This window comes from Brevibacterium sp. MGP-B1, assembly GCF_057766545.1.
This window is the reverse complement of sequence record NZ_CM173407.1, coordinates 493,940-505,188: the sequence shown is the minus strand read 5'-3', so window position 1 is coordinate 505,188 and position 11,249 is coordinate 493,940. Positions and strand designations below refer to the sequence as shown.

Genomic DNA, 11,249 nt, shown 5'->3' with positions numbered 1-11,249 from the left:
TGCTTCACCATCTGATACTTCGTCTGCCCACTCGCTCCGGCGACGTCCGGACAACCCCGACATACACGGGGTGTGTCAGATTTCGACTCCCGGCGTCGGCATGGTTCACTTGAGTGGAAATGCTGTGCCCACCGCTATATGAAGGCACACCACAGGCAGAACGATGCAAATATCAAGCTTATAGCATCTGGTCAAGTCTGGCAAGACGGTTTCAGTGCAGATTCTTCGTCCACAGCCCCACCCAGGCCCACGTGGCGAATCCTGCCTGATCGTTGATCGCCAGCATCCACGAGTTCTCGACTGCATTCCACGTGTACACCCGGTCGACCGCCGTGTTCTCGGCGAGGCTGCGATGATTGGCGATCTTGAGCCGGGCGCCGAGGCGGTGGCCACGATGCTCGCTCAGCACCAGGGTTCCGCCCTGCCACCCGACGGTCGGCCGATCGGCCGAGTGTCCGACCTGCGTGTATCCCGCCGGCTCCCCGTCGAGGAGGGCGAGCGCCGTGGCCATGGATTCGCCCTTTGCTTCCTTCTCTGCGTCGAGGGCCCTCACCCGCTCACCGTCCCAGGTCTCCTCTCCTCCGAATTTCGCCGCTCCCGGCACGTCGGTGCTCAGCCGGCGCTTGCACAGTGCGATGTGCTCGAGCCGCTGTTCCGGGACCGGACCTCGCCATGTCTCGATGACGTAGTCGTCGACCATGGCACCGAAGCCGAGCTCGGCCGCGGTGGCGGTCGGAGCGACCGAGCACCGCTCGATCTGAGCCAGCCCGTACCCGCGAGCGCTGAGGAACGACACTTCCGGCAGAGCGACCGGCAGCGTCCCGGCACCGGTCTCGGCGGCAAGATGAGCCCCGCGCAGGTCGGCAGTTCTGACAGACTCCGGGATCTCACAATAGGTCGACAGCTCGATCCGTCCGTCTGCCGCCAGGTCGGACTCCATCCGCTCGAGCAGGGCCGCGCCCAGTCCTCGTCGGCGCAGATCGGGTCGGACCGCGCACCAGAGCTCTGCGGTGTCGGTGTTGCTCGTCAGACGCAGGTCTGCAGTTCCCCTGGCGACGATGTCTCCGTCGCGGCGACCGATCCATGTGAGCGTGGCCCGGTACTCGCTCCTGCTGGTCAGCGAGTGCCGCAGGTCTTCGGGAATCGGGTCGAAGTCCTCCCCCAGCCCGGATGCTCGATTGATCACTGTGTCAAAAGCCAGCAGCTCGGGCAGCAACAACTCGATTTCCGCCGGATCGCCGTGTCCGGACCTGATCCGGGTGATCTCCATCTGTGGCCCCTGTCGTCCCTGAGGGCCGCCTCGCGTTGCAATGTCTCCTTCGCGCATCGTCGCGCTGACAGCCGGTGGGAGACATTCTAGACTGCGACCATGACACGAGTGAGTATCCTCAGCTTCGATCCGGCCGCGGTCAACTGCGGAATCATCGTCGGCACCGATCGCTCTCTGCTCGTCGACGCGGGACCCGGCCCCGCGGCCGCCGCACATCTGGTGGAGCGGGCGGGCCGCCTCGGCGAGGAGATCGGAGGTGATCGGTCGCGCGCGATCGAGCTCGCGATCACCCATGATCATTGGGATCACTTCTTCGGCGCCGCCGCAGCCGTCTCCGCCGGGGTCACCGCCGTGTACGCATCGTCATCGTTCGCCGCCGATCAGGAGGCCACGGCCTGGATCGCTCTCGACGGAGTCGCGGGCGGTGACTTCCCGGATGATTATCGGTCGAGCCTACCCACGGATCCCGGTGAGCTCATCGTCGACGTCTCGCCCGTCGATCCGACACCCGGTGATGTGTGGCACCTCGACCTCGGTGACTGTCCGGTCGAGTTCCATGTGCTCGGAGGACATTCGACGGCCGACCTCCTCGTCCGGCTGCCCGAGCTCGGCATCGTCTTCACCGGCGACCTCGTCGAGGAGGCCGATGCCCCTCAGGCCGGCGCCGATGCGTCCTTGAGCGAATGGGCATCGAGCCTGCACACCCTGCTGTCGTTTCCTGAGGCGACGACCTTCGTTCCCGGTCATGGGGTCACGGTCGACCGTGATTTCGTTGCCCGTCAGCTCGCCGATATCGAGGGTCTGAGAGTCGATCAGGGAGATGCCGAGGTGGCTCTGCCCGCCCGCTCCATGCCGGGTGACCATGATCGGACGATTCCCCGGGAGCACCGCCTGGTCTGATTCCGGACCTGCCTGAGCAATGGTCGGACGTGCACTGACTGAGTGGACTCAGCCGGCCGGTTCCCTAGGAGCCGTGCCGGTGCAGGGCGGTGACGAGATCGCCGCCGATCGCTCCGAACAGAGTCTGTGCCCAGACGCTGCGGCCCTCGACGTAGGGTCGGTCGCCGTCGAAGATCCACTGCAGTTCGCGGCCGGAGTGCAGATCGGACAGGCAGCTGCTGCAGACGGGGACGCGAACGCTCGTTCCCGCCAGGTGGCCTTTGCGCTCGGTGCTCACCAGCCGGTTCGATCGTGCCTCTCCGTGGAGGGGGTTGACCGTGCACAGACTCTGCGGGAGTCCCCGCGTCTTTTCTGACTTCGTCGAGCCGGAGGCGCGGGCAGAATCGGACTTTCCGGTCCTCGCCCCGCGCTTGGTCGATCTGTGCAGCTTCACCTCGGCGATCTCGCGTCCGGCCTGGCGCAGCAGCACCATGGCCCCGGCGAGGTCGATGCGTTCGGACTCGGTGTCGTCGACGATGGATCTGGCCATCTGGTAGGCGTCGAGCGCTCTTTCCACTCCCTCGGCATCTGTGGTGCTGAGGTCCTGGGTCTGCAGCTGCGTGATCTCGTCGGCCAGCTCTGTCGTGTCCTCGTTCAGTCCTTCTCGCAGGGTCTTCCGCTGCAGGTCATCGACCCGGTCGAGCAGTCGTGCGGGCAGTTCGAAGCGGCGGCGGGTGCGGGCGGCTTTCGCCCTCTCTCGCCGAGACCTCGCGAACCAGATGACGGCGATGACCAGCGCCAGCACCAGAACCGCTCCCCCGAGGAACAGAGTGGCCGTCGAGTTCGAACCGTCGACCGTCTGCACCTCGCTGCCGGGTGCCTCCTGTCCGGTTTCGTACTCAGGTGCTTCCTGCGGATCGGCGTAGAGGTCGAGGAGCATGTTCAGCTTCGTCTGCGACGGAGTGCTGAGGCTCCACTGTTCGCGCCCGACGGACATCTGCTCCATCACCTGTATCTGCAGATCGTGCTGGTCCTCGAAGGTGTAGTCGACGGCGAGGTCGGTCTTCGTGTCGATCATGATGAACGCACCCTCACCGCCGTTGAACACCTTGACCTGCTCGAGCAGGTCCCGGTCGGCTCCCTCGCCTCCGGTGACGATGACGTAGACATCGAAGTCGAGGCTGTCGATCTTCGACTCCGCCTTCTGCAGCAGCGTTTCGTTGATCTCCCCCTTCGCGGCATTCGTCACGTAGACGGGATCGGTGTTGAGCGCCTCGGCGATCGTCTGGGCCTGTTGGGTCACTGCTTCGCTGTCCGTTTCTTCAGTGCGCGGCGGATGAAGTATGTTCCGACACCGATTCCCGCGCCGACGAGGATGCCGAAGACGGCTCCCGCCACAGCGCCGCCGGTGCTGTACGACAGCGTGTGCGGGTCCTTCGTCGTGTCCTCGGAGGTCACCTCTGGGTTCCCGTCGTCATCGTGACGGTGCGAGTAGCGCGATGCGACGTCCTCGGTCTCGGCAGCACTTATTTTGCGCACTCCCGCGAGCGCGGCGCCGGAGTCGCTGTCGTCGAAGTCCCCCGACAGAGTCAGCAGCGAAGGTCGGATGAGGCCCTTCTCCGCCAGTCCCATGCGTCCGGTGGCGTCGACCGTGAGCACTGCAGCCTCGGGGTCATCCATCTCGGTGGCGATCCGAGCCGCTAACAGATCGAGGTCTCCATCGGCATCGTCGAGATCCGAGACGTTGAGGAATGCCACATAGATCGGACTGTCGGCGTCGGCGATCTCCGCGCGGATGGAGTCGACATCGCCCTCGTCGATCTCGAACTCCGGGTAGCCGTCGAAGTAGACGGGATCTGCTGCGAAGGACTTCGCGATCGCCTGGTAGCGGTCTGTTGAGTAGTTCGGGTCGTGGGCGCCTTCGATGCGGTCGTCGTAGATCGAGTCGACGACGATCGCGTCACTGTCGGCTGCGGTGATCCTCTCGGCCTTCGCCTGATCGAACAGATGTGTGCTCAGCAGAGTGGCGCCGATCGACACTGCGGCGACCGCGACGACGGCGATGAGCCAGTCGAGTGGGGTGTACGAACGCACGCTTCCGGCGGCCATCATCGGCTCCTTCCGACAGCGGCGGAGCGCTGTGGGCTCATTTCATCCAGCACCGCCTCGTCGAGAGGTTGGAAACTGCCGAAACCGGAGAGTGCGTAAGCGTCATCGCGCTGGAAGTACGGAACTGCACGGGTGGAGCCGGGACGTTTGGGCACCATCAGTCGTTCCGGGTCGTGGCCGCTCGCCAGCTCCCGACGACAGTCGGCGCACAGCCCTACGGTGAGGCTGCGGCCCGACTGTTTGAGCACATGGTCCTCAATGTCCTTGCGATGATGCGGGAAGAGGAAGCAGAAACGCGGTTCGTCTTCGACTCGGCTGGAGCGCCTGCGCAGCTGTCGGCGCAGCCAACGGTCGAGGGCGACGAGGACGAATACGCCGTTGCGGTGGGCGAAGTCGACCGATTCTGCCCAATCCGGGTGGGCCGCGGTCAGAGCCGCCAGCGCATCCTGGATTCGTCTGCCTCGGTCATACAGGGCCCACGTGTCGTCATCGGGATGGTCGGGTTCGGGGATCGGGGCAGCCGCCTCGGTGACGGCCTTCTTCAGTTTGCGCGACGTGACCAGTTCGGGTGTCGTGGTCAGCTTCGACCGCCAGGAATAGCGATGACGGCGACGAAGCAGCCACAGGGTCGCACCGAGGGCTGCGACGGCCGTGGCACCGAAGACGAGCGCATCGGGGTCGGAGTTGTCGAGGCCGAAGCGTTCGATGTAGTCCTCATCGCGGTCACCCACGTCGCGGGTGTCGAAATCCGGTGCCTGGGGAGGTTCGGTGCCCTTGGCTGCGGCGACGAGGACCTGCAGATAGTAGCGCACGGCGAGTTCGACGGGGATGAAGTCGTCGCTGCTGGACTTCATGAGTTCCGGGGCACCCGTGGGGACGACGGGTCCGTTGTCGGTGACGAGGTAGGCGAACGAGCGGGCGGAGGTCTCGCCTTCACTGAAGAGGACGAGGGTCTGCCTCTCCCCCGATTCCTGATGCATGTCGAAGGCGAAGTCGGAGGTGAACTTCGCCCAATCGCCGTAGCCCATGGTCAGGAGTCCGGGAATGATCGCGAGATAGTGGGTGAGGCCGGTGTCCTCGGTCTGCTGTGAGGCTTGCCGAATGGCTTTGATCTGATTCTCGGTCAGTCCGGGCCTGATGATCTCGTCGATGTAGAGGGGATGCTGCGCCCAGGTTCCGCGGATGCGATCGCGCAGCTGCTGCTGTGCGCGGGCGTAGCTCGTCGTCTCAGTCACCAGTCAAGGATAGTTCAGCTTCTGCCCGGCCCTTGTCGATCGGTGTTCCGAATCGGGCACATCGACACGGGACGGGCGGACATCCTCGGCGAATGAGGACGTTCCTAGGGCATTCCTGTTGGAGTGGTCATTCCCGATGGGGATGCAGAGAACCCCCACGGCGGACCGTGGGGGTTCGAAGCCTATGCAGCAGTCAGGCTGCTGCGCAGAAGATCACTTGAGGGTGACGGTGGCGCCGGCAGCCTCGAGGGTCTCCTTGGCCTTCTCGGCGTCTTCCTTCGAAGCGCCTTCGAGGACGGCCTTGGGAGCTCCGTCGACGAGGTCCTTGGCTTCCTTGAGTCCGAGGGAGGTGAGTCCACGGACTTCCTTGATGACGGGAACCTTCTTCTCGCCGGCCGATTCGAGGATGACGTCGAATTCGGTCTGCTCTTCAGCAGCGGCTTCAGCGGCTCCGCCAGCGGCAGGAGCAGCGGCGACGGCGGCCGGAGCGGCAGCCTCGACGTCGAACTCTTCTTCGAACTTCTTGACGAACTCGGACAGTTCGATGAGGGTGAGCTCCTTGAAAGCCTCGAGGAGCTCGTCGGTGGTGAGCTTAGCCATGGTGGCTAGTCCTTCCTGTTTTGGTCACGATCAGCGACCGGTTCGGTTTGTGGTGATGCTCAGGCGTCGGAGGCAGGAGCGTCGTCCTGCTTCTCGCGGAGGGCATCGACAGTGCGCACGGCCTTGACCAGCGGAGCGGTGAAGAGGTAAGCCGCCTGGTGGAGGCTTGCCTTCATGGCACCGGCTGCCTTTGCAAGCAGCACTTCGCGGGATTCGAGGTCGGCGAGCTGGTTGACCTGTTCGGGGCTGAGCGCGGCTCCATCGAAGTAGCCGCCCTTCACCACGAGCTTGTCGTTCGCCTTGGCAAAGTTACGCAGAGCCTTGGCAGCCTCAGGTGGTTCGCCGTTGACGAACGCGATCGCGGTGGGCCCATTGAGGTGCTCATCGAGACCGGTGACTCCGGCTTCCTTGGCTGCAATCTTGGTCAGCGTGTTCTTTACCACGGCGTAGCTGACGTTCTCACCGAGAGAGACGCGCAGTTCTTTCATCTGCGCGACGGTGAGACCGCGGTACTCGGTCAGCAACACAGCGTCGGAGTTCTCAAACTGCTGTTTGATCTCCTCGACTGCGGCTGCCTTGTCTGGCCTCGCCATGGTGTTCCTTTCATAAGTCGTCCGGTCTGTCCCGACAACAGAAAAGCGCTCCACGCAGGAAGGCGTGAAACGCTTGGCCGTCGATTCCAGAGGAATCCGACGGAAGGATTTCGAGCTCACCTGCGTGGGTCACTCTCTAGGAGTCTTCGCCTGCGGGCATCGGGATTCGATGGCGAATTCCGATGATTCCACAGAGACCGACGGTCTTTGGTGGTTCAAGTCTAACGAAGTCTGTCCCGGCAAGTCCAATCCGACCACCGAGACCCCTCCCACACTACCTGACGGCGGCGCAGCAACCTGGCGCGAGGTTGCTGCGACGCCGTCAGGTAGTTCTAGGGCGCGGGTGTGCAGGTTCGTCAGTATTCGATGACGACGCGGCCGTCGATCTTGCCGTGGATCATCTCGTCGAAGATCGCGTTGATGTCCTCGAGCGGTCGCTTCGTGAACGTCGGGTGGATCTTGCCGGCGGCATAGAATTCCAGCGCCTCGACCATGTCCTGTCGGGTGCCGACGATCGAACCGCGGATCGTCAGGCCCTTGAGCACGATGTCGAAGATCGGTGCCGGGAAGTCACCGGGCGGCAGTCCGTTGAAGACGATGGTGCCGCCTCGGCGGGTCATTCCGATCGCCTGACCGAACGCCGCTGGGTGGACGGCGGTGACGAGGACTCCGTGTGAGCCGCCGATCTTGTCCTGGATGATCTCTGCCGGATCCTCGGCGAACGCGTTGACGGTGATTTCGGCACCGTGCTTCTTCGCCAGCGCCAGCTTGTCGTCGGCGACATCGACGGCGACGACGCGCATGCCCATGGCGACGGCATATTGGACGGCGATGTGTCCGAGTCCGCCGATTCCGGAGATGACGACCCATTGGCCCGGCTGCACCTCGGTGCGTTTGAGTCCCTTGTACACGGTGACGCCGGCGCAGAGGACCGGGGCGATCTCATAGGGATCGGCACCGTCGGGGATGATGGCAGCGAATTTCGTATCGACGAGCATGTACTCGCCGAAGGAGCCGTCGACGCCGTAGCCGCCGTTGACCTGGGATTCGCAGAGGGTCTCCCATCCCTGACGGCAGTGCTCACAGGTCCCGCATGCAGTCCACAGCCAAGCATTGCCGACCATCTGACCGACCTCGACATCGGTGACGCCCTCGCCGACCTTTTCGACGATGCCGACTCCTTCGTGTCCCGGGATGAGGGGCACCTTCGGCTTGACCGGCCAATCACCATGGGCGGCGTGGAGATCGGTGTGACAGACGCCGGAGGCGACGAGCTTGACCAAGGCCTGGCCCGGGCCGGGGTCGGGAATCGCATTGTCTCCGACGACGAGTTCCTGGCCGAAGCCCTCGACTACTGCAGCTTTCATTGCGGACATCAGTCTCTCCTTTGTGATGATGGTTGATGAAGCTATGCGGGGTTTGAACTTGAGGTGGAAGAACTACCCGACGGCGGCCCAGCTACCTGGCGCGAGGTTGCTGCGCCGCCGTCGGGTAGCAATTGGGGTCAGAAGAAGCCTTGAGCGTTCTCCGAGTAACTGACGAGCAGGTTCTTCGTCTGCTGGTAGTGGTCGAGCATCATCTTGTGGTTCTCGCGTCCGATGCCCGAAGCCTTGTACCCACCGAAGGCCGCATGCGCCGGGTAGGCGTGATAGTTGTTCACCCACACACGCCCGGCCTGGATCTCGCGACCGGCCCGGTAGGCGGTGTTGCCGTCACGGGACCAGACTCCGGCGCCGAGGCCGTAGAGCGTGTCATTGGCCGTGGACAGGGCGTCGGCGTAGTCGGAGAACGTCGCGACCGAGACGACGGGCCCGAAGATCTCCTCCTGGAAGATGCGCATCTTGTTCGTGCCCTTGAAGATCGTCGGCTGCACGTAGAATCCGCCGGCCAGATCCCCGTCGAGCTCGGCCTTGCCGCCGCCGGTGAGCACCTCAGCGCCTTCCTGACGGCCGATGTCGAGGTAGGACATGATCTTCTCGAACTGGTCATTCGAGGCCTGGGCGCCCATCATCGTGTCCGTGTCGAGCGGGTTGCCCTGGACGATCTTCTTCGTCCTGGCCACGACCTTCTCGAGGAAGGGATCGGCGATCGATTCCTGGATGAGCGCACGCGACGGGCAGGTGCAGACCTCGCCCTGGTTGAGAGCGAACATCGTGAACCCCTCCTGGGCCTTGTCCGCATACGAGTCGTCCTTGGCCAAAACATCCTCGAAGAAGATGTTCGGCGACTTTCCGCCGAGCTCGAGGGTGACCGGGATGATGTTCTGCGAGGCGTACTGCATGATCAAGCGGCCGGTCGTCGTCTCCCCGGTGAACGCGATCTTCGAGATCCGCTTGTTCGACGCCAGCGGCTTGCCGGCCTCGAGACCGAAGCCGTTGACGACGTTGAGCACGCCCTCGGGCAGCAGGTCGGCGATGAGTTCGACGAGGACGAGGATCGACGCCGGAGTCTGCTCGGCGGGCTTGAGCACGATCGCATTGCCCGCGGCCAGCGCCGGGGCGATCTTCCACACGCCCATGAGGATCGGGAAGTTCCAGGGAATGATCTGACCGACCACGCCGAGCGGTTCGTGGAAGTGATACGCCACCGTGTCCTCGTCGATCTGCGAGAGTCCGCCCTCCTGCGCCCTGATCGCTCCGGCGAAGTAGCGGAAGTGGTCGACTGCCAGCGGCAGGTCGGCGTTGAGGGGTTCGCGGATCGCCTTGCCGTTGTCCCAGGTCTCGGCGACGGCGAGCGTCTCGAGGTTCTCCTCGATGCGATCGGCGATCCGATTGAGGATGTTGGCCCGTTCGGCCACCGCCGTCTTGCCCCAGGCCGGAGCCGCCTTGTGCGCGGCGTCGAGAGCGAGTTCGATATCCTCGGCGGTGCTGGCCGGGACCTCCGTGAAGGTCTTGCCGGTGACCGGACTGGGATTCTCGAAATAGTTGCCCTTGACCGGCGGCACCCACTGACCGCCGATGAAGTTCTCGTAGCGGGACTTGAATGTGACGAGCGACCCGTCCTGACCAGGCTGTGCGTAGACAGTCATTGCAACTCCTTTGATGCGTCTGATTCCACCGGATTGTCTCCGTGTGACCACGACGCTACCGAGCGCAACGTTGCATGTGGGTTGCATCATATCGCCGAGGCGGTCGGACCGTCCCGCACACCGAACCGCGATGGGTTCGCCGAGTTCAGAGACCCAGCGCCTCCAGACGCACGACCGCGGCGTTGCGTTCGGCGGCCTCGGGCGGGGCCAGACGCAGCACGGTCATGAGGACTTCGACGTCGTCACGGAAGTCCGGAAGATCGGCAAACCGCCACAGCTGCTGCCAGGTTCCGTCCTGCAGCAGGGTCTCGCGCATGAGTGCGTCGACTTCCGCTCCGATCTCCCGCACCCCCGGTGCTTCGGAGCCCGGCAGGACGGTTCCGATGAATTGTTCGAGGGCCGAATCCGCGTCACCTTTGGCCAGTGCCTGAACGGTTCGCTCAAGATCCGAATCGACGTCCCCGCGCAGTCGATAGGGGCGCGCATCGATGCGCATATCGCCGAGGCTGCCGATCGTTCTGCGCAGACGATTGATCTCCGCCCGGACCGTGACTTCGCTGCCGCCGACAGTCCACAGCCGCTCCACCAGCCCGGCTCCGCTGATGCCGTCGGGAAATCGGTGCAGCAGGAGCAGGATCTCGGCATGCCTGCGGGTCAGCGGGATCCGGGTGCCGTTCGGGCTTTCCAAGGCGGGGCTGGGACCGAGCACGGTGAGTCTGGTTCCGGCCGCCTCGGTGCCGGTGTGCATCTGCTGCGGGGTGAAGAGCTGGGACAACTGGGCACCTGCGGCCTTGGCTGTCGAGGACAGCAGCGGCAGGACGATGGAGGACACGGCGTCGTCTCCCCCAGTGACATCGATGATGCCGATGACCTGCCCGGTCAGAGGGTGGGTGACGGGGACCGCGCTGCAGCTCCAGGAATGGACGTCGGGGGCGAAATGTTCGGCGCGGCTGACCTGCACCGGACGGCCCGAGAGCAGGGCCAGCGCCGGGGCGGAAGTGCCCATGACCTCTTCGGACCAGTCCGAGCCGGAGACGAATCCCATGGCTTCGGCACGGTTGCGCACGCCTCGCTCCCCCTCGACCCACAGCAATCGCCCCTGTTCGTCGCCGAGGGCGGCGAGCAGACCGGCATCCTTGGCTGGTTCGATGAGGTGGGATCGCAGCAGCGGCATGATCGCGTGGAAGGGATGGCGTCGGCGCACCTCGGCGAGGCGATCGGCTTCGAAGGGGACTTGGACCTGCACGCTGTCGGGGTCGCGCAGCCGGGCCAGAGACCGGTCCCAGGATTCCAACACCGAGGCGCGCACACCAGGCTCCGACGATGGTGCGGGGAGGAGCGGATCCGATGGCCCGGCCAGACGCTCATGTGCGCGGCGAACGGCACGCTGATAGGTGTCTTCGAGCAGCAGCGTCGAATCCATGGCGGACGGTCCACCTCCATCGGCGGGTGTCGGAAGAGAGCCTCAACTGCTCATAATCTAATCGTGAACCCGTCCGTGGACAAGAGCTCGTCCACTCCCCGAACTACCTGAC

Annotated in this window: 10 protein-coding genes; 1 reads left to right on the top strand and 9 read right to left on the bottom strand. The window is 64.4% G+C overall.

All coding sequences use genetic code 11. The features are described from left to right. Window positions 1–211 precede the first annotated feature (211 nt). On the bottom strand, window positions 212–1,270 hold the full coding sequence (locus AC3CD9_RS02305) for a GNAT family N-acetyltransferase (protein WP_488366117.1): 1,059 nt from the start codon (window positions 1,268–1,270) through the stop codon (window positions 212–214). Window positions 1,271–1,369: 99 nt separating this feature from the next. Here AC3CD9_RS02305 and AC3CD9_RS02300 point away from each other — a divergent pair, with 99 nt between their 5' ends. Beyond that, the gene (locus tag AC3CD9_RS02300; RefSeq protein ID WP_488366116.1) at window positions 1,370–2,170 is read left to right on the top strand and encodes an MBL fold metallo-hydrolase; all 801 of its coding nucleotides are present in this window, start codon (window positions 1,370–1,372) and stop codon (window positions 2,168–2,170) included. A gap of 64 nt (window positions 2,171–2,234) precedes the next feature. On the opposite strand, the gene AC3CD9_RS02295 is transcribed toward AC3CD9_RS02300, so the two are convergent. The 8 genes from AC3CD9_RS02295 to AC3CD9_RS02260 form a co-directional block, all read right to left on the bottom strand. After that, a complete protein-coding gene (locus AC3CD9_RS02295; protein ID WP_488366115.1) occupies window positions 2,235–3,452 on the bottom strand; it encodes a hypothetical protein in 1,218 nt (405 codons plus the stop codon). Further along, a complete protein-coding gene (locus tag AC3CD9_RS02290) occupies window positions 3,449–4,258 on the bottom strand; it encodes a hypothetical protein (protein WP_488366114.1) in 810 nt (269 codons plus the stop codon). The genes AC3CD9_RS02295 and AC3CD9_RS02290 overlap by 4 nt, the downstream gene beginning before the upstream one ends. Beyond that, window positions 4,258–5,493: a hypothetical protein gene (locus tag AC3CD9_RS02285; protein WP_488366113.1), complete on the bottom strand. Its 1,236-nt coding sequence runs from the start codon at window positions 5,491–5,493 to the stop codon at window positions 4,258–4,260. The genes AC3CD9_RS02290 and AC3CD9_RS02285 overlap by 1 nt, the downstream gene beginning before the upstream one ends. Window positions 5,494–5,706: 213 nt before the next feature. Beyond that, a complete protein-coding gene (rplL, locus tag AC3CD9_RS02280; RefSeq protein ID WP_488366112.1) occupies window positions 5,707–6,093 on the bottom strand; it encodes a 50S ribosomal protein L7/L12 in 387 nt (128 codons plus the stop codon). Window positions 6,094–6,152: 59 nt separating this feature from the next. Then, the gene (gene rplJ, locus AC3CD9_RS02275) at window positions 6,153–6,686 is read right to left on the bottom strand and encodes a 50S ribosomal protein L10 (RefSeq protein WP_062244493.1); all 534 of its coding nucleotides are present in this window, start codon (window positions 6,684–6,686) and stop codon (window positions 6,153–6,155) included. A gap of 356 nt (window positions 6,687–7,042) precedes the next feature. Further along, complete coding sequence (gene adhP, locus AC3CD9_RS02270; RefSeq protein ID WP_488366111.1) at window positions 7,043–8,062, bottom strand: alcohol dehydrogenase AdhP; 1,020 nt, start codon at window positions 8,060–8,062, stop codon at window positions 7,043–7,045. A gap of 128 nt (window positions 8,063–8,190) precedes the next feature. Then, the gene (gene exaC, locus AC3CD9_RS02265) at window positions 8,191–9,714 is read right to left on the bottom strand and encodes an acetaldehyde dehydrogenase ExaC (RefSeq protein ID WP_488366110.1); all 1,524 of its coding nucleotides are present in this window, start codon (window positions 9,712–9,714) and stop codon (window positions 8,191–8,193) included. A 145-nt stretch (window positions 9,715–9,859) separates the two neighbouring features. Then, on the bottom strand, window positions 9,860–11,137 hold the full coding sequence (locus tag AC3CD9_RS02260; RefSeq protein WP_488366109.1) for a helix-turn-helix domain-containing protein: 1,278 nt from the start codon (window positions 11,135–11,137) through the stop codon (window positions 9,860–9,862). Window positions 11,138–11,249 lie beyond the last annotated feature (112 nt).

Excerpts from the sequence above, each read along its gene's own strand:
- AC3CD9_RS02305 (WP_488366117.1), bottom strand. The coding sequence starts at position 1,270 with ATGGAGATCACCCGGATCAGGTCCGGACACGGCGATCCGGCGGAAATC.
- AC3CD9_RS02300 (WP_488366116.1), top strand. The coding sequence starts at position 1,370 with ATGACACGAGTGAGTATCCTCAGCTTCGATCCGGCCGCGGTCAACTGC.
- AC3CD9_RS02290 (WP_488366114.1), bottom strand. The coding sequence starts at position 4,258 with ATGGCCGCCGGAAGCGTGCGTTCGTACACCCCACTCGACTGGCTCATC.
- rplL (WP_488366112.1), bottom strand. The coding sequence starts at position 6,093 with ATGGCTAAGCTCACCACCGACGAGCTCCTCGAGGCTTTCAAGGAGCTC.
- rplJ (WP_062244493.1), bottom strand. The coding sequence starts at position 6,686 with ATGGCGAGGCCAGACAAGGCAGCCGCAGTCGAGGAGATCAAACAGCAG.
- adhP (WP_488366111.1), bottom strand. The coding sequence starts at position 8,062 with ATGTCCGCAATGAAAGCTGCAGTAGTCGAGGGCTTCGGCCAGGAACTC.
- exaC (WP_488366110.1), bottom strand. The coding sequence starts at position 9,714 with ATGACTGTCTACGCACAGCCTGGTCAGGACGGGTCGCTCGTCACATTC.
- AC3CD9_RS02260 (WP_488366109.1), bottom strand. The coding sequence starts at position 11,137 with ATGGATTCGACGCTGCTGCTCGAAGACACCTATCAGCGTGCCGTTCGC.